This window comes from Nostoc sp. DedQUE12b (assembly GCF_034530835.1).
Taxonomy (GTDB): domain Bacteria; phylum Cyanobacteriota; class Cyanobacteriia; order Cyanobacteriales; family Nostocaceae; genus Nostoc.
Map to the genome: position 1 here is coordinate 1 of NZ_JAVRCI010000077.1, position 24,032 is coordinate 24,032.

The 24,032-nt window shown below is 42.4% G+C and carries 14 protein-coding genes, 1 tRNA gene and 1 CRISPR repeat array; of the genes, 9 read left to right on the plus strand and 6 right to left on the minus strand.

Annotation, left to right across the window (positions count from 1 at the left end; genetic code table 11):
* From RMY16_RS26740 to RMY16_RS26760, 5 genes are all read left to right on the plus strand, one after another.
* Nucleotides 1-284, plus strand: a 284-nt coding sequence (locus RMY16_RS26740) for a hypothetical protein (RefSeq protein ID WP_322738902.1), incomplete at its 5' end; no start/stop codon positions are given.
* A gap of 906 nt (nucleotides 285-1,190) precedes the next feature.
* Nucleotides 1,191-2,933, plus strand: a complete 1,743-nt coding sequence (locus RMY16_RS26745) for a Mu transposase C-terminal domain-containing protein (RefSeq protein ID WP_322738903.1) — start codon at nucleotides 1,191-1,193, stop codon at nucleotides 2,931-2,933.
* A 9-nt stretch (nucleotides 2,934-2,942) separates the two neighbouring features.
* A complete protein-coding gene (locus RMY16_RS26750; RefSeq protein WP_322738904.1) occupies nucleotides 2,943-3,782 on the plus strand; it encodes a TniB family NTP-binding protein in 840 nt (279 codons plus the stop codon).
* A gap of 1 nt (nucleotide 3,783) precedes the next feature.
* Nucleotides 3,784-4,305: a TniQ family protein gene (locus RMY16_RS26755; RefSeq protein WP_322738905.1), complete on the plus strand. Its 522-nt coding sequence runs from the start codon at nucleotides 3,784-3,786 to the stop codon at nucleotides 4,303-4,305.
* Between the two features lie 170 nt (nucleotides 4,306-4,475).
* Nucleotides 4,476-8,078, plus strand: a complete 3,603-nt coding sequence (locus tag RMY16_RS26760; RefSeq protein WP_322738906.1) for a helicase-related protein — start codon at nucleotides 4,476-4,478, stop codon at nucleotides 8,076-8,078.
* Nucleotides 8,079-8,207: 129 nt separating this feature from the next.
* On the opposite strand, the gene RMY16_RS26765 is transcribed toward RMY16_RS26760, so the two are convergent.
* Nucleotides 8,208-8,555 carry a helix-turn-helix transcriptional regulator gene (locus RMY16_RS26765; protein ID WP_322738907.1) on the minus strand — a complete coding sequence of 116 codons (348 nt, stop codon included), beginning with the start codon at nucleotides 8,553-8,555 and terminating at the stop codon, nucleotides 8,208-8,210.
* Nucleotides 8,556-8,808: 253 nt separating this feature from the next.
* Here RMY16_RS26765 and RMY16_RS26770 point away from each other — a divergent pair, with 253 nt between their 5' ends.
* Both RMY16_RS26770 and RMY16_RS26775 read left to right on the plus strand, forming a co-directional pair.
* Nucleotides 8,809-11,613, plus strand: coding sequence for a DUF1156 domain-containing protein (locus tag RMY16_RS26770; protein ID WP_322738908.1), 2,805 nt, complete (start codon nucleotides 8,809-8,811; stop codon nucleotides 11,611-11,613).
* 127 nt (nucleotides 11,614-11,740) lie between these two features.
* Nucleotides 11,741-15,076, plus strand: coding sequence for a Swt1 family HEPN domain-containing protein (locus RMY16_RS26775; RefSeq protein ID WP_322738909.1), 3,336 nt, complete (start codon nucleotides 11,741-11,743; stop codon nucleotides 15,074-15,076).
* A gap of 277 nt (nucleotides 15,077-15,353) precedes the next feature.
* Here RMY16_RS26775 and RMY16_RS26780 read toward each other — a convergent pair whose 3' ends face one another.
* The gene (locus tag RMY16_RS26780; RefSeq protein WP_322738910.1) at nucleotides 15,354-15,536 is read right to left on the minus strand and encodes a hypothetical protein; all 183 of its coding nucleotides are present in this window, start codon (nucleotides 15,534-15,536) and stop codon (nucleotides 15,354-15,356) included.
* Nucleotides 15,537-15,807: 271 nt separating this feature from the next.
* On the opposite strand from RMY16_RS26780, the gene RMY16_RS26785 reads away from it, so the two are divergent.
* Nucleotides 15,808-16,113: a hypothetical protein gene (locus RMY16_RS26785; protein ID WP_322738911.1), complete on the plus strand. Its 306-nt coding sequence runs from the start codon at nucleotides 15,808-15,810 to the stop codon at nucleotides 16,111-16,113.
* A gap of 126 nt (nucleotides 16,114-16,239) precedes the next feature.
* On the opposite strand, the gene RMY16_RS26790 is transcribed toward RMY16_RS26785, so the two are convergent.
* Entirely contained in the window at nucleotides 16,240-16,506 is a 267-nt protein-coding gene (locus tag RMY16_RS26790) for a helix-turn-helix transcriptional regulator (protein WP_322684351.1), read from the minus strand.
* A 122-nt stretch (nucleotides 16,507-16,628) separates the two neighbouring features.
* On the opposite strand from RMY16_RS26790, the gene cas12k reads away from it, so the two are divergent.
* Nucleotides 16,629-18,572, plus strand: coding sequence for a type V CRISPR-associated protein Cas12k (cas12k, locus tag RMY16_RS26795; protein WP_322738912.1), 1,944 nt, complete (start codon nucleotides 16,629-16,631; stop codon nucleotides 18,570-18,572).
* A gap of 452 nt (nucleotides 18,573-19,024) precedes the next feature.
* Nucleotides 19,025-19,491: direct repeats of the CRISPR family, unit length 37 nt; unit sequence GTTACAATGACCCTTCCCGTGTTGAGCGGGTTGAAAG.
* Between the two features lie 541 nt (nucleotides 19,492-20,032).
* On the opposite strand, the gene RMY16_RS26800 is transcribed toward cas12k, so the two are convergent.
* From RMY16_RS26800 to RMY16_RS26810, 3 genes are all read right to left on the minus strand, one after another.
* Nucleotides 20,033-20,106: transfer RNA gene (locus RMY16_RS26800), tRNA-Met, on the minus strand.
* A gap of 161 nt (nucleotides 20,107-20,267) precedes the next feature.
* Nucleotides 20,268-22,604, minus strand: coding sequence for a peptidoglycan DD-metalloendopeptidase family protein (locus tag RMY16_RS26805; RefSeq protein ID WP_322738913.1), 2,337 nt, complete (start codon nucleotides 22,602-22,604; stop codon nucleotides 20,268-20,270).
* 792 nt (nucleotides 22,605-23,396) lie between these two features.
* Nucleotides 23,397-23,858, minus strand: a complete 462-nt coding sequence (locus RMY16_RS26810) for a tRNA (cytidine(34)-2'-O)-methyltransferase (protein ID WP_322666071.1) — start codon at nucleotides 23,856-23,858, stop codon at nucleotides 23,397-23,399.
* Between the last annotated feature and the right edge of the window lie 174 nt (nucleotides 23,859-24,032).

Below are 24,032 nucleotides of genomic sequence, written 5' to 3' on the forward strand. Positions count from 1 at the left end.
ATGACAAGACAGTACGGTTGTGGGATGTGAATGGTCAGCCCATTAATCAACCCTTTGTCAGGCATGAAGATTGGGTCAGATCAGTAGCCTTTTCCCCCGACAGTCAGCGGATTGTCAGTGGCGGTGATGATGAAACCATCCGTATTTGGGATGCAACTACTGGCGATTGTCTGCGGGTAATTAGCTATAAACTTTGTGCAGGGTTGAATATCACTGGTGTAACAGGGCTAACGTCAGCACAGCGCATAGCATTAAAATTAATGGGAGCGATTGATAATTCATGAGTCGAGATGCTTTAGGTGTTGGCATTAATACTTATAATTTTCCGTAATTGCCCTGCTTGCGATGCTTAAAATGCAAAAGGTATTGATCAACGGCTGAGTGAAGGTGATAATTTTCGAGTTTGGCGTATCGTAATTAATCTTTATCTGTTTTTTGGCTGACAGAAGCATCTGATAGCAATTTTCATTTGAATGAGGTACACGGGTAGGGGCACACAGCTAGCTGTTGTGTACCCTTGCTATGTTCATCTGTGGTTAATTATTCCTTTCTGTACCTTACCCATGCAAAAACTGCTATAACCCTCTTCTGTCACTCTCCGAAAACATTTGCCATTTCTGAATTCTAGAGCTTTGATATAGCAAGCGATTGCGCGATTCTTTTCTAATAACAAATACAAGACCAATTTTTTCTAATAGTATGGCTTGTATTGATTGCCTCATAAGGCTTTTAGCGATCGCCCTCTCGGAGAGTGACAGAAGAGGGATAAGCCAGTTTCGATAAATTAATTTACACACAATAAGTTTTACTTTGCACACTATATGTTAATTTAACAATATTAGTGGAATGCATTTGTAATCAAAATTTACTTAATACCTCTGGCTACAATCTCCAATCTCAGATAGTACTTAATATCTTGCTTAATTAAGCAAAACTTGCAAAATAAATTTTTAATAAAAAACTATGGTTTCTCAACTTCATAAACAAAATGATTCTTCGTTTGCGAACTATAGCAACTCTTCCTAGTTTGTTGACTTTGCTTTATTGGATATAAATATTGCTGATATAACTTTTTCAGTTATCGGAAAACCCTATTTCATGATAGTTATAAATATTTATTCTCAGTGTTGTATGGGCATGAGCTAGATATCTAAACTCCACTTTGTTATTCTTACATTGTTCAGTTAATAATGTATCAGAAATTAAATAATTCTTGTCTTTCAAGCGAAGATGATGCTGTTGAATTACAACAGCATCAAGATTCTACAAAACCTCATAAACTGCCGTCAGAAGAGTTAATCACAGAGCAGGTAAAGCTGAGGATGGAGGTAATTCAAAGCCTCACAGAGCCATGCGATCGCAAAACCTATAGCGCTAAAAAAATAGAAGCTGCCCAAAAGCTGGGTGTATCAATTCGTCAAGTAGAACGTTTACTTCAAAAATGGCGAGAACAAGGGTTAGTGGGACTGACTACAACACGCTCAGATAAGGGGAAGTATCGCCTTGAGCAGGAGTGGATAGATTTCATCATTAATACTTATAAAAAGGGTAATGAAGGTAGCAAGCGGATGACCCGGAATCAGGTGTTTCTGAAGGTCAAAGGTAGAGCTAAAGAACTTAGCCTTAACAAAAGTGAACGCCCTAGCCACCAATCGGTTTATCGAATTCTTGACGAACATATTGAGCAGAAAGAGAGAAAGGAGAAAGCCAGAAGCCCTGGCTATTTAGGAGAGCGATTGACGCACATGACCCGCGATGGGCGAGAGTTGGAGGTAGAGGGTAGCAATGATGTTTGGCAATGCGATCATACTCGTTTAGATGTAAGGCTTGTGGATGAGTATGGAGTGTTAGACCGTCCTTGGCTGACAATTATTATCGACTCCTACTCTCGTTGCCTAGTGGGGTTTTATGTAGGATTTGATCACCCTAGCTCCCAAATAGATACCCTAGCTCTACGTCATGCCATTTTGCCCAAGTCTTACGGTTCCGAGTATCAACTACGCAATGAATGGCAAGCTTACGGAAAGCCTAATTACTTCTATACCGATGGTGGAAAAGATTTTACCTCCATCCACACTACAGAGCAAGTTGCAGTAGAAATAGGCTTTAATTGTGCTTTGAGAAGACGACCATCTGATGGCGGAATTGTGGAGCGTTTTTTTAAAACACTTAATTTACAAGTGCTAAATACCCTGCCTGGATATACGGGTTCAAACGTGCAGGAAAGACCAGAAAATGTAGATAAAGATGCTTGCTTAACTCTTAAGGATTTAGAGCTATTGTTAGTACGCTTCATCGTTAATGAGTATAACCCGTACCCAGATGCCAGGATGAAAGGCCAGTCTCGAATTGGGCGATGGGAGGCTGGATTAATGGCAGACCCATATCTTTATGATCAATTGGACTTGGCAATTTGTTTAATGAAGCAAGAACGGCGTAAAGTCCAAAAATATGGCTGTATTCAATTTGAAAACTTGACCTATCGGGCGGAGCATTTGAGAGGCCGAGACGCAGAAATTGTGGCATTTCGATACGACCCGGCTGATATAACTACGCTTCTTGTATACAAGATTAATGCAGACGGAACAGAAGATTTTCTGGATTATGCTCACGCGCAATGTTTAGAGACTGAACGCCTGTCTTTACGTGAACTAAAAGCAATTAATAAGCGACTGAAGGAAGCAAGCCAAGAAATCAACAATGACTCAATTTTAGAGGCAATGCTAGACCGTCAAGCTTTTGTGGAGGAAACAGTAAAACGAAATCGCAAACAGCGTCGACAAGCAGCAAATGAGCAAGTTAATCCTGTAGAGCAAGTTGCTAAAAAATTTGCTGTTCAGCAACCAAAAGAAGTCCAGCCTGAAAGCGAACCAAATACAGAATTACCTAAATACGAAGTTCGTTACATCGATGAATTTTATGAAGAAGATTAGGTAGGAAATATGACTAATGCAATGTCGCTGGCCAAACAATTTGGTTTGATTGAAGAACCTTCACCAGAAATACAAGCTGAAATTGAACGTTTAAGCCGTGAACCCTACCTAGAACTCGACCAAGTTAAACTTTGTCATGCTTGGATGTACGAGTTGGTAATTTCCAGAATGACAGGTTTATTAACAGGAAATTCCCGATGTGGAAAAACAGTTGCTAGTAAAGCTTTTGCACACCGTTATAATAAATTACGAGAAGGACGAGGGCAGCGAATAAAGCCTGTTGTTTACATCCAAATCCCTAAAAATTGTGGTTCTAGAGATTTTTTTATTAAAATTCTTAAATCTTTAAATAAACCATCGAATGGAACAATTTCTGACTTAAGAGAACGGGTGCTTGATAGTCTCGAAATACATAAAGTTGAGATGCTTATTGTCGATGAGGCTAATCATTTCAAATATGAAACTTTTTCAGAGGTAAGACATATTTATGGTGAAGATAATCTGAGAATTTCGGTTCTGCTTGTTGGTACTACGAGTCGTCTTCTGAGCGTTGTAAAACGTGATGAACAAGTCCTTCATCGTTTCTTAGAACAATTTGAGTTAGATAGATTGGACGATGTACAATTTAAGCAGATGATTCAGATTTGGGAACAAAATGTTTTGAGATTACCTGAAGAATCAAAATTAGCAGATGGAGATAATCTAAAGATATTAAAGCAGGCAACTAAAAAATTAATTGCGAGGCTGGATATGATTCTTCGTAAAGCAGCGATTCGTTCATTATTGAGGGGGCATAAAAAAGTGGATAAAGATGTTTTGAAAGAAATTATTAACGCAACAAAATTCTAAAATGCGAGAAAGCATAGATGAAAATAGGCAGCTTTGGTTAACCAGAGTTGAGCCACTAGAAGGGGAAAGCATCAGCCATTTTTTAGGTAGATTTCGACGAGAAAAAGGAAATAAGTTTTCTGCCCCTAGTGGATTAGGTGATGTTGCAGGGCTTGGAGCTGTGTTAGCACGTTGGGAAAAGTTTTACTTCAATCCCTTCCCAACTCATCAGGAGTTAGACGCACTAGCAACTGTGGTTGAGCTTGATGCTGAAAGACTACGACAGATGTTGCCTCCAGAAGGTGTGGGAATGAAGCATAGCCCAATTCGCTTGTGTGGAGCCTGCTATGCTCAGTCAGTTTGCCATAAAATCGAGTGGCAATTTAAAAAGACGGTGGGGTGCGATCGCCATCAGTTACGCTTGTTATCAAAATGCCCTGTCTGTGAAAAACCTTTTCCAATTGCGGCTTTATGGATAGGCGGACAATGCCAACGATGTTTTACATCTTTTGCAGAAATGGCAAAATATCAAAAGCATTACTAAGTAAGAGAACTTATCTTAACACTTTGACAATACAGTACCTCAAAAATAGTTATCAGATTGCGATCGCTTAAATCAGCTTTTCAATTAAGCAGCGCATTTTCTAAGCAACATCAAGCTACCACAGCTAAAAACAGTAAATATACTAGCTACTAACCAGCCTAGTGTCTCTTATGGTCATAAGGAGCAATGTTCCACCACAAAACATTGATGCCTACATTGCCACCAACATCTGCCAAAAGGGAAGACACCGCAACATGGTTAGACTTGAGGATCTGACAAAAGGCACGCAAGTACAAGGTATTCTGCCAAACAGTATTGTCGCGATCGTTGATGCTCAGTGGCATGGCTCTGATGTTGTGGAATTGACATACAAAGATGCTAGCGGCACGTTAGGGAATGAGTTGGTCTTTCGAGACAGAGAACCTACCCTGGAAATAATCACTTCTGGTGGTGCTTGGAGTTTCACTGCTGATGGGGCTAATTTTCGTCTAGCATCAGAAGCGCACCGCATCCGTCTAGCATATCTCTTCGACCCCTTGCTAGCTGTTCACACCTCTCTAGTCGAACCCTTACCCCACCAAATTACGGCCGTTTACGGGGAAATGTTGACTCGTCAACCTCTGCGTTTTCTCTTAGCAGATGACCCAGGTGCAGGTAAAACTATTATGGCGGGGTTGCTGATGCGGGAATTGCTGATCCGAGGCGATTTGCATCGTTGTCTTGTAATTTGTCCCGGCAGTTTAGCCCCACAGTGGCAAGATGAATTGTCGCAAAAGTTTCATTTACGCTTTGAAATTCTCACCAATGATCGCATTGAATCAGCAGTGACTGGAAATGCTTTTGCTGAAATGCCATTGGTGATTGTGCGACTAGACAAACTCAGCCGTAATCAAGATTTACAAGCAAAGCTAGCGCAGACAGACTGGGATTTGGTTGTTTGTGACGAAGCTCATAAAATGTCAGCTTCGTTTTTTGGTGGTGAAATTAAAGAGACAAAACGCTACAAACTTGGTAAGTTACTCTCAACTTTAACTAGGCATTTTTTATTAATGTCAGCGACACCACATAACGGCAAAGAGGAAGACTTCCAGTTGTTTATGGCGTTATTAGATGGTGACAGATTTGAAGGACGCTTCCGCGATGGTGTTCATGTAGCAGATACTTCTGACTTGATGCGGCGATTGGTTAAAGAAGATTTGCTGAAATTTGATGGAAAACCGCTATTTCCAGAACGCCAAGCTAGCACTATAGAATATGAACTATCGGATTTAGAAGCGGTACTGTATAAGCGAGTTACTGAGTACGTCCGCGAGGAATTTAATCGTGCCGATGCTTTAGAAAATGAAGGGCGCAAAGGTAATGTTGGCTTTGCTTTGACTATTTTGCAACGTCGGCTTGCTTCTTCCCCAGAAGCTATATATCAATCGCTGCTACGCCGTCGGGAAAGGTTGCAAAAACGGCTGAGGCAAGAAGAAGTTTTGAGGCAGGGAAGTAATGCAATCATCATAGAATTTAAGCAGGTTGTGGATCTGGAAGATTTAGAAGATGATTTAGAGGATATTCCTGGTGAAGAACGAGAAGCAACAGAACAGGAAGTAGTTGACCTAGCTACAGCATCACGGACGATCGCAGAATTACAAACAGAAATTAAACTTTTAGAAGAATTAGAGCAACTGGCACTGCGGGTGCGACGTAGTGGTAAAGATAAAAAATGGGAAGAACTCTCGAATCTTTTGCAAAATGATGCCGAAATGTTCAACGCCCAAGGACATCGGCGGAAACTCCTGATTTTTACTGAGTACCGGGACACATTAAATTATTTGACAGATCGGATTCGGACGCTAATTGGACGTAATGAAGCTGTGGTAAATATACATGGCGCAATGGGACGCGAAGAACGTCGCAAAATGCAGGAGGCGTTTACCCAAGATATCGAAGTACAAGTCTTAATAGCTACGGATGCTGCGGGTGAAGGGATTAACTTGCAAAGGGCGCATCTCATGGTTAATTACGATTTGCCTTGGAATCCTAACCGCCTAGAACAGCGTTTCGGACGAATTCACCGGATTGGGCAGACTGAGGTTTGTCACTTATGGAATTTAGTGGCAAAAGGCACTCGTGAAGGCGATGTATATTTAGCGCTATTGAAAAAGATAGAGGCAGAGCAGAAGGCACTGGGAGGTCAAGTATTTGATGTATTGGGGAAAGCGATCGCAGGGACGGAATTACGAGAGTTATTGATTGAAGCAATTCGCTATGGCGATCAACCAGAGGTGCGAGACAGACTCAACCAAATCGTACATGATAAACTCGACCAACAGCGACTACGCGAACTTTTAGAAGAAAGGGCTTTGGCACGGGATTCGATGGATATCGCCAAAGTGCAGCAAATTCGGGAAGAAATGGAAAGGGCAGAAGCGCGACGGTTGCAACCTCATTTTATTGCTTCTTTCTTCCTAGAAGCATTTACCCAATTAGGTGGAACATTGCGTCAACGTGAACCCCAGCGTTACGAAATCAGTCATGTTCCGGCAGTTATTCGCAATCGAGGGCGGCAAATTGGTGTAGGAGAACCGTTGCTGCTACGTTACGAACGTGTCTGCTTTGAAAAAGATTTGATCAGCATTTCTGGTAAACCCCTAGCTGCCTTCATCTGTTCTGGACATTCTCTACTGGATGCCACAATTGATCTGACTTTGGAACGACACCGGGATTTGTTGAAACAAGGCACCATATTAATCGATGAAAATGATTCCAGCGAAGGAACCCGCGCCTTAGTTTATCTAGAACATTCCATACAAGACGCGCGGACAAATCTAAATGGCTCTAGGCGTTTAGTATCGCGGCGGATGCAATATGTAGAAATCAATCCAGAAGGCAATACTTACAATGCAGGTTACGCACCTTACCTCAACTACCGTCCGCTAACAGACGAGGAAAAGGGTGTTGTGGAAAAAGTTTTAGAAGAATCTTGGTTGCGAGAAGATTTAGAAGCAAAAGCCAAGAGTTATGCGATCGCTCACCTTGTTCCCCAACATCTTCAAGAACTCAAGCAGCGCAAAGAGGAACTTATTGCTAAGACGATGACAGCAGTAAAAGATAGATTAACCAAGGAGATTAATTACTGGGATCATCGGGCTGAAGAACTGAAAATGCAAGAGGAAGCTGGCAAGCCTAATGCCAAAATTAACTCAGGTAAGGCACGTCAGCGAGCGGATGATTTGCAAGCACGGTTAATGCAGCGCTTGGAGGAATTAGAGCAAGAACGTAGATTATCGCCATTACCGCCTGTGGTGGTTGGGGGTGCGTTGGTAGTTTCAGTAGGCTTACTGGAACGAATGCAAGGCAAACAACAGACAACAACAGCGATGTTTGCCAGGGAGACGGAACGGGTAGAACAGGCAGCAATGACGGCTGTGATGGAAGTAGAACGCAATTTAGGGTACGAACCAACAGATGTGAGTAACCAGAAGTGCGGCTATGATATTGAGTCACGCATCCCGAAAACAGGGCAGTTGCGGTTTATTGAAGTCAAGGGAAGAATTGTAACTGGCCAGACAGTGACAGTAACCAAGAATGAAATTATCACTGCCTTAAATAAGCCTGAGAACTTTATTTTGGCACTGGTGAAAGTGCCTCCAGCAGATGCAATTGATAGTAATTGTTCAATTCGCTATGTGCAGCAACCTTTTCATAAGGAGCCAGATTTCGCAGTCACAAGTGTAAATTACAATTTACAAGAATTGTGGCAGATGGGGACAGCACCGCAATAATTGGAGATTTTAGAGAATTGATCTGCGATCGCAATTTTGTCAGAGTAATCGCTCTTGAGTCTGCCTCCTTTATTGGATAGCTAGTTATCCAAGTAAAAAGGGATGCTTTTGGTGAGAGGAATCACAAAACTAAACTAACTCCTTAGCAGAAATCCTCAGAGGCTCGACTTTATGCGATCGCTTTCCTTTGGGTGCTACAAAGCGAATCTCGACATCGTAACCTGCACCCCTAGCAAGTTTTGCTAGAGTTTCAATTTTAGGAACCTGTTTCCCAGATTCAATCCGAGCTAGCTGTGGCTGTTTAATGCCAACCAACTTAGCAAAATCCCGTTGATTTAAGCCGCTAGCCTTCCTTAAAGCAATAACTTGTTTTGCACACTGGAATTCTGACTCCAAGGCTTCGTATTCAGCCTTTACCTCTGGATCTGCTAAAACCTCATCACGGATAGAATCCCAAGAAATTGTGTTAGAAGTCATCGTTTTTTAAACTACAGGCTTTTAGCTAAAAATAATAGGCGCTCCGAGTTATCACTGAACCATCCAGCAAGTATCGTGATTATAATTGCCGGACGAAGCTCTGTAACTAAGTTAGGCGAGCAGCAATCAACAAAGACTAATTAGCCTACCAATGCTTGATGTAAATATTCCGTAAGTCCACTCACTCGGAATATTTTGTGCTGCTTCTTGCTCAGACATTTACTCGCTTCCATCATATCAGTCGCGCAAAATAATGACCTACCGCAAGAAGCTAATCGAAGTCGCGTTACCACTGGAAGCAATTAACAATGAATCTGCCAGAGAAAAGTCAATTAGGCATGGACACCCTTCGACGCTACATTTATGGTGGGCGCGGCGGCCGCTAGCAACTTGTCGGGCAGTTTTGTTTTCGTCTCTGGTAGATGATCCGTCAAGTCATCCTGATAAATTTCCCACAAAAGAGGCGCAGGATACAGAAAGAAAACGCCTGTTTGAAATTATCGAGGAATTAGTGAAGTGGGAAAATATCAATAATCAGGAAGTTTTAGGCGCAGCTAAAGCAGAAATTCTCAAATCAACAAATAATAATCCACCGCCTGTCCTAGACCCCTTTTGCGGTGGTGGTAGTATACCTTTGGAAGCGCAAAGATTGGGTTTGGAGGCGCATGGTAGTGATATTAATCCGGTGGCGGTTTTGATTACCAAAGCTTTGATTGAAATCCCACCCAAATTTGCAAATCAGCCTCCGGTTAACCCTGATTCTCGCAAAAACTCTCTGACTACTAAAAAATGGTTTGGGGCGCAGGGATTAGCTGAAGATGTTCGCTATTACGGGCAATGGATGCGGGATGAGGCTTTTAAGCGAATTGGGCATCTTTACCCAAAAGTGAATTTACCACAGGAGTATGGCGGTGGTAAAGCGACGGTTATTGCTTGGTTGTGGGCTAGAACAGTGAAATGCCCTAATCCTAGTTGTGGAATGCATACACCACTTTTAAGTTCTTTTATTCTTGGCTCTAAGAAGGGTAAAGAGGCGTATCTTATTCCTCATGTATTGAATGGACAGGTAGGGTTTAGTGTAAGCAATAAGCCAGCAAAGGAGTACCAAGACTCTAAAAAAGGTCTGAAGCGTGGAATTTCAGGGGTGTTTGAGTGTGTTGCTTGTAAGACAGTAACTACTAGAAATTATGTGTCTGAGGAAGGTAAGACAAAGCGTTTGGGGGTAATACAAACTGCAATTGTAGTTCAAAGTCAGCAAGGAAGATTATATCTTCCCGCCGATTTTTCACCTTGTCCATCTAATATGCCAGAGGCCGATATTTCAGGATTAAATGTGGAATTTTCGCCTAATCCTCGTGATGTCTGGTGTAGAAATTTTGGGCTTGATACACCAGCAGATTTATTTACCCCACGGCAGCTTATAGCACTAACCACTCTTAGCGACTTAGTAAGTAAAGCAAGAGAAAAGGTACTTGCTGATGCTATAAATACCGGAATCCCAGATAAAACTTTACCGCTTTGTGAGAGTGGTAGAGATACTAAGGCTTATGCTGACGCTGTGGCGACTTATTTAGGGCTTGGTGTAAGTCGGAGCGCTAATACTATCTGCTCACTTGCAATTTGGTCACAAAGTAGAGACCAAAGTGTTAACGTATTTAGCCGACAGACTCTTCCAATGACCTGGGATTTCCCGGAAGTTAACCCATTTGCAGGAGCAGCAGGTGATTTTGGCGAAACAACTCAGTCAATGTCTAAAAGCATTGCATCATTACCTGCTAAAGGTAAATCATCAGTTTTACAAAAGGATGCTTGTGCTGAAAACACATTCATAAATCCAATTGTTATTTCTACCGATCCACCTTATTTTGACAATATAGGCTACGCTGACCTCTCTGACTTTTTTTATGTCTGGCTACGTTCTTCACTTGGAAAAATATATCCTGAGATTTTGAGTACATTACAAACACCAAAAGCACAGGAGTTAGTTGCTACTCCTTATCGCTTTGGGGGTGATAAGAAAAAAGCACAAGAATTTTTTGAGAAAGGATTAGGTAAAGCTTTTGCTCAAATGCGTAAAGTGGCACATTCTGATTATCCATTGACCATTTATTATGCTTTCAAACAGTCTGAAACAGATGAACAAGATGGAAATTGTCTTACGGCCATAGCATCTACAGGATGGGAAACCATGCTAGAAGGCTTAATTCAAGCAGGTTTTACCATTACTGGTACGTTGCCCATGCGAACCGAACGTCCTACAGGAGTTAAGGCAAAAATTAATGCCCTTGCTTCTTCTATTGCACTTGTCTGCCGACCTCGCCCGGAAACCGCACCATCTACAACCCGTCGCCAATTCGTCAACATCCTCAAACGCGAATTTCCTGATGCTCTGCAAAAACTGCAACAAGGCAACATCGCTCCCGTAGACTTGGCACAAGCCAGTATTGGCCCAGGGATGGCTATTTATTCCCGCTACAGTAAAGTATTGGAATCAGACGGCACACCAATGCCTGTTCGCACCGCCTTGCAACTAATTAACCAAACCTTAGATGAGTTCCTCGCCGAACAAGAAGGAGAATTTGACGCTGAAACCCGCTTTGCTTTGATTTGGTATGAACAGCATACCTTTAATGAAGGTTTATTTGGCGATGCTGAAACCCTCTCCAAAGCTAAGAATACAGCAGTAAACGGCTTGGTAGACGCTGGCATCCTCACAGCCAAAGTGGGTAAAGTGCGACTATTGCGCCGCGACGAATTAGCCAAAAATTGGAATCCCCAAACCGATAACCGCCTCACTGTCTGGGAAGCCACACAGCACATGATTCGTGAATTGCAAGACGGTGCTGGAAATCAAGGTGCTGCAAATTTGCTATCTCAACTGGGAACCATAGGAGAAGCAGCAAGGGAATTAGCTTATCGGCTGTATAACATTTGCGACAGAAAAGGCTGGACTGCTGAAGGTGTCGCTTACAACAGCTTAGTGATTTCCTGGCCAGAAATATCTCGCCTCGCTGCTGAAACCGAAGAATCCGCTCCCTTACAAATGGCTTTACTTTAATTATTTTCGACTCTCGTTATTAGCCTCAGCCTACTAACACATTCTGGGTGGCTCTAACGCCCATAGTCGATGTAGCGATCGTGAGGCAGCAGCCCTGAGTTAAAAGAAAAACTAGTATAAAAAATCTATGTCCGTAAGTAACCGCGAACGAGTTGGCAGGGTGCTAGACCTTTTGAGAGAAGGCTTATATCCTTTTGTGGAAAGGGAAATGCGTTCCATTTATGGTGATAAGTGGGTAGTTGCCGCTACGCCTTTTGTTCCAGAAGACCACAGCCTAAGACGTAATGTCCAGCAAATTCTCAAGCAGGACGAATCAGCACTGCTGAAACTCATGTCTAATCAGTGGCGTGAGGTGTTCAAAAAGACTCTTGGCAATGCTGAAAGAAGCTTGGTTGGGGAATTAATTGACACGCGCAACTCTTGGGCGCACAACAAGCCACTCTCTACAGATGATGCCTATCGCGCTCTTGATAGTGTATCGCGGTTACTTTCTGCTTTTTCTGCACCAGAAGCAGATGAAGTTGATAAACAAAAACAAGAACTTTTGCGGTTGCGCTTTACAGAACAAGCCCGTCGTGAAACTCGTCGTGCTACTCTCCAACCTCTAGAAGGCAATCCTGTAGGCGGTTTAAAACCCTGGCGAGAAATTGTTACACCTCACCCAGATGTTGCCTCTGGTAGCTACCAACAAGCAGAATTTGCTGCCGACCTCTGGCAAGTTTATTTAGATGAAGGTTCCGACGAATACCGCATACCTACAGAGTTTTTTAGCCGCACTTTTCTCACCGAAGGGCTAAAGCAACTGCTCACAAATGCCTTGCTACGTCTTTCTAGCAATAAAGGCGACCCCGTTATCGAACTCCAAACCAACTTTGGTGGCGGCAAAACCCACGCGATGCTGGCACTATACCACCTGTTCATGGGAGTTCCAGCATCCAAGTTACCAGGATTGGAACCAGTGCTGGAAGCGGCAAATGTTTTACCTCCGCCAAAAGTTAACACAGCAGTACTGGTAGGAAATAAAATTTCTCCCGGTCAGCCTCAACATAAAAAAGATGGCACAATTGTCCGAACACTCTGGGGCGAATTAGCTTGGCAACTGGGCGGTAGGGAAGCCTACGAAATGATTCGAGAAGCAGATGAAACTTCAACGAACCCTGGCGATCCTCTCCGGCAGCTGTTTAACCGCTATGCACCCTGCCTGATTTTAATTGATGAATGGGTAGCTTATGCGCGACAGCTTCACGAAGTAAACGACCTTCCGGGGGGCAGTTTTGACACTCACTTTACCTTTGCCCAGACTTTGAGTGAGTCGGCAAAAAACGCTAACCAAACGCTGTTGGTTGTGAGTATCCCTGCATCTGATAATGAGATTGGAGGCGATCGCGGTAAAGCAGCCTTAAGTAGACTCAAAAATGCTATTGGCAGAGTCGAATCTCCTTGGCGACCAGCAACTGCCGATGAAAGCTTTGAAATTGTGCGGCGGCGACTGTTTCAACCCATCACTGAAGAAAGTGGCTTTATTGCCCGTGATGCCATCATCCGTGCCTTTGCAGAAATGTACCAAAACCAATCTCAGGAGTTTCCTAGTGAGTGCCGAGAAGGTAGTTACAAACGACGGCTAGAAAATGCCTATCCTATCCATCCAGAACTGTTTGACCGACTTTATAATGACTGGTCAACTCTCGACAAATTCCAACGCACGCGGGGTGTGCTGCGACTGATGGCAAAGGTGATTCATTCACTTTGGGAAGGACAGGACAAGAGTTTGTTAATCATGCCTGCCAGCGTGCCAATGGATGACGGACAGGTACAAACAGAATTGACTCGCTACCTGGAAGATAACTGGGTGCCAGTGATTGAAAAAGATGTAGATGGATATAATTCTCTACCATTAGCGTGCGATCGCCAAAACCCGAATTTAGGACGTTACTCTGCCTGTCGCCGCGTTGCTCGGACGATTTACCTTGGTTCCGCTCCTACTCTAAGAGCAGCCAATCGCGGTGTAGAAGATCATCGGATCAAGTTAGGGTGTGTTCAACCAGGGGAAAGTGCAGCAACTTTTGGCGACGCTTTGCGCCGACTTACCGACCAGTCCACACATCTTTATGTCGATAACACTCGTTACTGGTTCTCAACTCAGCCTAGTGTCACCAGACTTGCCCAAGACAGAGCCGAGCAAATCCAACAGGATCAGGATAAAGTTTGGGATGAAATCATTCTCCGATTAAAGGCTGATAAGCAGCGCGGTGAGTTTGCTGGAGTACATATTGCACCAGACTCCTCCGCAGATATTCCTGATGAAATGGCCGTAAGGCTGGTTGTCATGGGGCCACAACATCCCCATAAAAATAAGGAAAGCGAAACCCAAGCCCGCACTAGAGCCGAAGAAATACTGAACCAAAAGGGAGCCAGTCCTCGGTACTGCAAAAATATGTTGCTGTTCCTGGCACCAGACAAGGCAAAACTGGAGCTATTAGAACAATCTGTTTGCCAGTACGTCGCCTGGAATTCGATTATTCGGGATAAAGAAGCCTTAAACTTAGATGTTTTTCAAAGCAATCAGGCGACGACTAAACAACAGCAAACTGACAAAGATGTAAAAAGTTTAATTCAGGAAGCTTACATCTGGTTGTTAGTGCCAATGCAACCCGACCCCCAAGGAGAGATTGAATGGCAAGAAATCCGATTGCAAAAGCAAGACTCTCCTATTCTGCAAGCAAGTCGCAAAGCAGTTCATGAAGAACATTTGATTGCTAACTATGCCGCCAGTCGCCTGCGCCTGGAAGCCCTCGATCCATATCTCTGGCGCAATGTAAACCACCTCGACCTTAAAAAGTTGTGGGAGTACTTAGCGTACTACCTTTACCTGCCACGCATCAAAAATCAACAAGTGCTATTACAAGCGATCGCAGAAGGAGTTGCAGCGTTATTGTGGAATGAAAACTTTGCTTATGCCACAGGCTGGGATGAATCCAAAGGACGTTATCTTGGTTTGAAAGCAGCTGAACACATTACCGTAACCCTTAGCAGTCAAAATCTGATAGTTAAGCCAGAAGTAGCGCAACGCCAAATTGAGGCAGATACTGCTGTTAAAGGAACTCCACCAGTAACTCCACCATCAGTTAAAGAAAAAACAGGAAGCTACAAGACTGAAAAAGAAAAAACTATTGACACTGTAATAACAGAAAATGGCTCCTCTGATAGCCAAGTAACTGTCATAGTTCCACCAAAACGTTTCTATGGTTCAGTCAAATTGGACGCATTGCGGCTAAGACGTGACGTAGGACAGATAGCAGACGAGGTTATTCAACACCTCAGTAGTTTAGTAGATGCTGAAGTAGAAATTACCTTAGAACTTCAGGTCACTGTCCCTGAAGGAGTGCCAGAGAATGTGATTCGCACAGTCAGCGAGAATTGTCGGGTTCTCAAATTTAGTAATCAGGGATTTGAACAAGAATGAAGTTGAGGTAGATAAACTTGTTAGATAGTAGTGAGGTAAAGCATTACGTCACACCCAAAGAAGTAAGGGAAAGTCTTGTGGGTTAACGGATTTGAGTGCGATCGCAGTCTTAATCATAGTTACTACTTAATTATTACTCGTAGTGACTGCATATCTTCCTATAGTTAATCTCCTTAACAAAACTAAACCCGTCAGGCATCTGACGGGTTTTTTGGGTTCTTAGGGGCTGAACTGATAGTTTGATCTATCCATAGCCTGAGAGAATCGTTCTCTTCTCTCAGGCTGCTAATTTTCCCAGGTATTCATTTTGGAGTGCAGCAACTTGTTGTTTTAGATTCTCCAAGTCCGCTTGCATTTTGGCTAAGTCTGGAGTTTTTTGAAGTTCTTCAGTCATGTAGGAACGAATCCATCCCATGATCAATTCTGAGGCTGTCTTGCCTTCAGCATTAGCTTTATTCATAAAAGCTTCCTTTGTTTCATCGTCCATTCTAACAATGATCTGATTGTTCAATTTTGTTGTCTGCCGCTTTGCCATACTACTTTCTGCTGAAAACTTTCAATCTGTAATAACTCTATTTACCTTAATTGTGGCGAATTTTGAAAATTTTGTAGTAACGCTATTGCTTTAGTAATAACAAGTAATTACAATATAGTAACAAGACAAAGGCGATCGCCCTCCGGGAAGAGACTGCGATCGCCTTTTGTTAAACCCCATCAATGAGGTTACTCAGATGATTGTACAAGATGAGTTTGACAACCAAGCCTCGGCTCAAGCAGAGTTTGAGGAATATGTTGACCACTTAGCTGACACAGTAGCGCCAGAAATTGAAATTGACTCAGTGCCAGATGATTTGGGAGAACTGTATCGAGTTTGGAATGGTTCCCATCTGCTTGGAACTTTTTATCAGAATCTTGAGGGTAAATGGGTAACACAACCCTGCAATAGCGATAAAAGACATTGCTGTGACACCTCTGCTTCAGCGCAACTTTTGATCATTGCTGTCAACGGGCTATTGGTCGCGGATGTAGCCGCTTAATGGTTTTTCTCCTATCACCTGAAGACGTGCCTAACCTCACGTCTCTTTCTTATTTTCGACGTTTTTGTATTTTATTGTAGTACTGGAAGTACAAATTTCTGCCCCTGTGTACTAAAACACTATAAACTAACACTCAGTATCTTTTTCTGATTTATGCTCTGCCTCAATACCGTAGTTGATAAAAAGAGCAGAAATGGAGATGTTTAATGCTTTTGCAAGCTTTTCAATATTTTTGAGAGAAGGATTACGGGTTCCCGTCTCAATACTTGAGATGTAATTACGGTGAAGCCCAGCTTTTTCAGCCAGTTCTTCTTGAGAGTAATCCAGTTCTCGCCGTCTTCGTCTTATCGCTTTTCCAAAACGATATTCAATGTTGATGTTATTTTCCCTCACAGCCTAATAGTGAGGTACTATCAATCATAAATCTACACATAATAAATGTAAAATTGCACACTATAAATGTTATTTTTGAGGATACTGGTGTATTTAGTGAAGTTTAGAGAAGAGAAACCGCTATGAGCGTGATCACTATTCAATGTCGATTAGTAGCCAGCGAAGATACCCGCCGCCATCTGTGGCAATTGATGGCAGAGAAGAATACACCTTTGATTAATGAACTACTTGAACAGGTAAGAATGCATCCTGATATGGAGGAGTGGTTGAAGAAGGGCAAATTACCAAATGGAGTAATCAAACCACTGTGTGACTCACTCAGTACTCAAGAACGCTTTGTTAACCAACCCAAGCGTTTTTACAAATCAGCTATTGAAGTAGTCGAGTATATCTATAAGTCTTGGTTGGCATTACAGAAAGAACGACAGCAAAAAATCGATAAAAAAGAGCATTGGCTCAATATGCTTAAAAGTGATGTAGAACTGGAACAAGAAAGTACCTTTAGTTTAAAGATTATTCGCGCTAAAGCTATTAAAATTTTGCCGCACTATATTGCGAAGGTTGAAGAAATTCATAAGCAAAATATTACAAATGGGAATGTAAATAAGCGTAAAAAAAGCAAAAACAATAATTATATACTGTTTGATATTTTATTTAAGGCTTACGATCAAGCAAAAAATCCTCTTAATCAGTGTGCTATCGCTTACTTATTGAAAAATAATTGTCAGGTTAGCGAAGAAGAGGAAGACCCTAATCGATATGCTCTACGCCGTAGTAAGAAAGTCCGAGAAATTGAACGTCTTAAAGAACAACTGCAATCAAGGATACCCAGTGGTCGTGATTTGACTGGACAAGAGTGGCTGCAAAGTCTTTTAGTAGCAACCAACAATGTTCCTGAAAGCGAAAATCAAGTTAAAATTTGGCAGAAACATCTCTTACAAAATCCTAGTCCAATACCATTTCCAGTTCAATTCACAAGCAATGAAGACCTTATTTGGTCAAGAAATGAAAAAGGTCGTATTTGTGTTAGCTTCTCAGGTAAAGAATTCAATAATCATACCTTTGAAATTTACTGCGATAATAAACAAATTTATTGGTTTCAAAGATTTTTAGAAGATCAGACCATTAAGCGCAACAACAAAGACCAGCATTCATCTTCTCTCTTTACTTTACGTTCAGGACGTTTAGCATGGCAAGACAATAAAGGTAATGGCCTTCCCTGGAAGATTCATCGTTTAACTCTTTATTGCAGCGTTGATACTCGCTTGTGGACGATTGAAGGGACTCAGGAGTTTAGGCAAGAAAAAGTAGACGAAATTACTCAAAAACTGGCCAACATGGAAAAAAAAGAACTGGCCAACATGGAAAAAAAAGAAAACTTAAATCAACATCAGCAAATTTATATTAAACGCCTTAACTCAACACTCACTAAAATCAACACCGCCTACCCACGTCCTAATCAAAACTTGTATGAGGGCAAAACATCAATTCTCATTGGTGTGAGTTTGGGTTTAGAAAAGCCTGCAACAATAGCTATTGTTGACTGCTCCACAAATAAAGTTCTTGCGTATCGAAGTGTTAAACAGCTACTTGGTGATAATTACAAGTTACTGAACCGCCAGCGACAGCAGCAGCAACGTAATTCTCATGAACGCCACAAAGCCCAAAAAAGCAACACACAAATTAAGTTGTCAGAATTGGAGTTAGGAAAGCACATTGATAACTTACTAGCACAAGCAATTATCACGTTAGCCAAAAATTACCAAGCTGGCAGCATTGTTCTACCCACAATGAAAAATGTACGCGAGAGCATCCAAAGTGAAATAGAAGCTAGGGCAGTGAAAAGATGTCCTAATTACAAAGAAGGTCAGCAACAGTATGCTAAACAGTACCGCCAGAGCATTCATCGTTGGAGCTACAACAGATTGATCGAGTGTATTCAAAGCCAAGCAGCTAAGGCAAACATTTCTATAGAACAAGGCCCACAACCTATTCGAGATAGTCCTCAAGAAAAAGCGCGAGATTTAGCGATCGCTGCTTACCATTTTCGTCAAAATAAATCTTAATCTTCAGATTGAGCAAATATGCTGAACCTTGACAATAAAATAAGTAATAGCGCCGCAGTTCATGTTCTTTGTAACCGCTGAACTGTGAAAAATATGGGGTAGTTTGACTATTGGAAGATAGTCTTGCTTTCTGACCCTAGTAGCTGCTCACCCTGATGCTGCTGTCTCCGGACAGGAATAAGGTGCGCTCCCAGCAATAAGGGCGCGGATATACTGCTGTAGTGGCTACTAAATCACCTCCGACCAAGGGGGAACCCATACCAATCCTTGTTTTCAGGCATTAGAAGAGATTAAAAATTTTCAGTCGATTCGCGCTTGGTTGCGGTGAAAGGGTTTTAGCGTTTAATGGCACACAAATTGCCCATTCAAACGGTAGTTGAAGAAGCATGGAATATAGATCCGCGCTATCAACTCTGGAATCCTTTACAAAACAAGGATTCTACAGAGGAAGGGTTACAATGACCCTTCCCGTGTTGAGCGGGTTGAAAGATGCTCAAAGGCAATAACAATAAAGCCAAAAAGTTACAATGACCCTTCCCGTGTTGAGCGGGTTGAAAGATGATAATTGTTGATGTCGTTTGTTCTATAAGTCCGTTACAATGACCCTTCCCGTGTTGAGCGGGTTGAAAGGGAACGACAGGATTTGCGCTCACCTCCACTTTATTGTTACAATGACCCTTCCCGTGTTGAGCGGGTTGAAAGCATGAATTGCGATGATGTAAAAGCACTCACTAAAATGTTACAATGACCCTTCCCGTGTTGAGCGGGTTGAAAGGTTGTCAGTTGTTTAAAGTTGTGTAAGGGGTGTAACGTTACAATGACCCTTCCCGTGTTGAGCGGGTTGAAAGTCCAATAATTTGTTGGAATTGTCCGAAGATTTTAGTTACAATGACTCTTCCCGTGTTGAGCGCGTTGAAAGTGCCGAATTGAGTTAAAGAATTTGTTAGAACTTATAATGAGCCTTGCTGCAAAAATGGATTGAAGATGTAATACCTAACAATGAGCAAGAAAGGACAAGTTATATAAATTCTTCCAGTGCAGGGCTGGTAGAAATATAAAGATTACAAGATATTAGGTATGGGTTGAAAGGGTTCAACTCCGTCCTGCTTAACTTTTGCTGCCAAGCATAGTGGTTGGACTAATTTTTTGCGAAATCAAAGAACAAAAGTTCTCTGTTTAAGTAAGGTACAGTAAAAATTTTTAGAGATTGAGTTAAACTTAAGCTTATGGTGTTCTATTTAGTAAGTCTGATGTTGACCAGTCACCGTACACAGTCGAGAAGTCTCTAATATTGCGACATTAGTTTGTGATCGGTTATCTCAAATGACTCACGACACCAATTAGTGAAAGAGCGACATTAATGTGTGAAAGACGACATTAATTTGTGAACGGCGACATCTAATTTGTGAATGTACAAATGTACAGAAGCTGAAACCCTTATTTAGTCTTACTTTTTAAAGTGGCTCAGGTCGGAGTTGAACCAACGACCCCAGGCTTATGAGTCCCGTGCTCTAACCAACTGAGCTACTGAGCCATGTTTTTCAAAATCATTAATTAATATAGCATAGAAATTTGCTCAAGACTAGCTTTTTTGTAATTTTGTTAGAACTTTCATGCCTATTGAGGTAATAGAAAACAGAAGAGGGAGGAAACTCCCTCAACTAACAAGGCAATAATTTAGTTACAGACAGCCAATTATATGCGTTCCGGTAACATAGCTATTGGGTTAACAGCACCCTTGCCTGATCGATGGATTTCAAAGTGGGTGTGTGGTCCAGTACTGTGACCAGTGCTACCCATTAAAGCAATTGTTTCTCCCTGATTTACTGCCTGACCAGGTTGCACCAGAATCTTGCTGTTATGAGCATAGCGAGTCGTGCTGCCATCAGGATGGCGGATTTCGACGAGGTTGCCGTAGCCACCATTGTTCCAGCCAGCTTTTAGTATCGTCCCCTCAGCTGAAGCGACAACTGGCGTGCCAGTGGAGTTAGCAACGTCAATTCCTTTGTGCATTCTACCCCAGCGCCAACCATAGCCAGAAGTCAGGGTTCCCTTTGCTGGCCAGGTGTAAGCTAATGTTGAGGAAGATGGAGGAGGTGTAAGTTCGTCAATGGGTCTGGGAAGATATTGATCCACTGCTGCCAAAGGCGGTAAGACCTGTGGAGAAACTGTGGTTCCTCGCATCTTTCCTAAAGAGTCAGAGGCATTTACTTTTCTAGAAGGCGTTGCCACCCTTGTGGCAGATTGAGTCCGAGAGGGAGTCCACTGGCTAGCAGAACCTAGATTAGGCAAGAATTCTGGGTTTACTGCTTCGGCAGGCCGTACAGTAGTACGGAATTGGGGCTTAATTGGCTGAACGCTATAGTTAGCCCGAATCGGTGTTGGAACTGGAATTGGTATTGCTACACTATTGGGCCTAGATGTAGGGTTAGGTTCACTGAAATTATTGGGCGTAGAAATAGGAGTGACCATAGCAGCATTATTTGCTTCAATCGCTGCTGCTGGCACAACTAAATTACCAGACTGTTGAGCGCGATATTTCTGCTGTAACCTCTGGATTTCCGCTTGTAAGCCCCGCAAACGGTCATTATTGTTATTGTTTCCCCTTGCTACCCTATTTGCTGGTGTCTTAGGCTGTTGAATCTCGGCAAAAGCTTGTGGCACTGGAATGTCACCACCGACGCCATAAGACTTAGCTGTAGGGGGGGCAGTTTCTAAGTCGGTCGCACTATTTGCCTGAATCTGTACAGTTACCGGTGTAGGGACGGTAACGCTACTGTTGTCGGCAATAGTTGGTGATGGTGAACTAGGTAGATATGAGTTAGCGCTGCCAATATTCAAAGGTGAGCTAGCTACCTTTGGAGTTTTGCTAGACTCTACAAAAGTGGGCTGACTCGCTACAGTTGCGTCAACTTGAACAGCAGGAATTTGAACAGCAGGAGTTTGAACAGCAGGAGTTTGAACAGCAGGAATAACTAGTTTTTGACTAATTCGCAGTTCATTGGGATTATTGAGGTTATTTGCCTTAACTAGTTCTGATACTGAAGTGTTGTATCTGCTGGCGATCGCTGCTAGTGTATCTCCAGGTTTAACTTCGTAAGCTGTATGTGCCGAGGAGGCAATCATTATTGGCGCCGCTGGTACAGATGCACTTGTCTGTGTCTTCTGTTTTAACCTCGATATCAGGTTCGCTTGGCTTGCATCGCTAGAAGTGTCTAACTGGGATGGTAATGCAGTCTTCTCAACCACAGTTGTCGGCTGCACCAATGCTATATCAGCTTGTGATAAATTTTTGGTCTCTCCAGACTGCAACTGCGCCAGGCTCTTTCTTAAACGGTTCGATTTTTCTTGTAAGCGATTTAGTGCGAACTCTTGTTGCGCCTTAAGTTGTGCATTTATTTCACTGTTGACTGCGCCAGATGTTGCCACTGTTTGTGGCTGGGCAGTTAGTAATGCGTTTGTAGTATCAACACTATCAGCACTATAGTCAGACAGATTATTGACTGTTGGAAAACTAGTTTCGGCTAAGGTATTGTTCAATCCCTGTGCCACTTGGGGCTTCAGGTAGGTGGAATTTTTATAACCTGCGTTTGTTTTAGAAAACGTGTTTGATGCAGGAACTTGCAAAGATATTCCACTTGCTGCGACTTGCCATTTAGCTTCAAGCCCAGGCACTTGTGAGATTGCCGTTGGTTCCACGATTACAGGATTTTCCGGCACGCTCGCTGCTGAGACTGCTTGGGACTCCAGCTTTGTGGAGGCGAATTTCACCTCGGTGTCAGGAACAGCAGGAATAGTTGAGGTTGCCTTTTGGCTGCCTACTGGCACCGCTGCTTGGGCTTGATCGCTTTGTCGAGTCACCAAAAGGCTGGTTGCTCCCATAGAGATTGCCAAGCCAATCATCGCCGCTTTTGTCCGCACCCGGCTGTTAACTTTTGGATTCATCACATTTAGCAGTTCTACCGGGGCATCATCGCTGCTGGGGGTATTGTTCAACACAGCTTTTACTCTCTTTTTCAATGCTCGTTTCAAAGACGACCTCCTATGATCACTAGCGCTTAACTGACCTCAATTTTTCTGTTGGATACTAGTCAATGATTTAGATCACAACAAACGATAGATCAAGATCACATTCACCAGAGATGCTTACGCAAGATTAACCTGCTTCTCTGATTTAGACAAGTTCACATTTGTTAGCAAAACTTAAATTTTGCTGTGTTTACTTGTCCGAACCACTCCTAACACCACTTAGGACGATTTTACTCTTTACCATTATCCGCCCTTGTCTTGCGTCAATTGCGGGGACTGGACAAACTTATTTGCCAAGTCCAAGTCGCTGCTGAAAATTAAATTGCGGCGACTTCTGGAAAAGTTATGCCCCCTGCTGTAGATATCTTCAAGATATTTCTACCCCATCAGTCTTCTCAACACGAGACTTTACGTTGATTATTCCCTAAAAAACAACCGTATTAACTATCGGCTACTTTTGGGCTGATTTCTGTCATTGATTGAGCCAAAATAGCTCAAATGTAAGAAATGACTGGATTTTAGCAATTTCGTTCCTAGTTTAGGATGTTTTAAATTCATCAAAATCTATCATTCAAATTTGGCAATATCCCAAGTTTCATATACAAATTTCTTATAATAACCTTACTATACTTGTAAGTATCTTCCACTACATTTTGCGAATAAATACAATTTTCGGTATATTATTTTACATATTATTGCTGTCACCAAGAAAATTTTTGCAATCACAAATAAATCTTCTAATAGGTTTCTGGAAAGCTTACAAGTAAATACACTTATAACCATAAATGTAAGCAACTATTCTAAATAGCCTAACTGACGACGGGTTTCAAATAAGCCAATGGCCACACTTACTGACAGATTCAAGCTGCGAACCCCCGGTTGGCTCATGGGAATATACAGGGTAGCATCGCAATCTGACAAAATTGCTGGTGGTAAGCCCGTGGTTTCACTACCAAACAGTAGCCAATCATCAGGTTGAAACTGAAAGCTTACATAATTACACTTTCCACGAACCGTATAACCCAACCACCTACCGCCACGCCCTTGATGTACGGTTTTAAAGGCTTCGAGGGATTCGTGATAGTGTAGTTTGACATAAGACCAGTAATCTAAGCCGGCTCTTTTGAGGTAGCGATCGCTAATTTCAAACCCCAAAGGCCCCACCAAATGCAACTCTGTACCTGTAGCTGCACAAGTACGGGCAATATTACCTGTATTAGGAGGTATCTGCGGGTTCACTAAAACTACCTGAGGCATTATCCGTATAATTTAAGTATTGTATAAAACAATTTATGGCCAATGTTAAATCTACCAAAAGGTAGACGCTATTCATAGGTTTTGTTAATAATAATCAAGCATCCTCTATCGATTAGATTTTTTAAAGGAAATACAAACCATCCCAGATCAATGCCTGAGAGGATATTTGGCTAT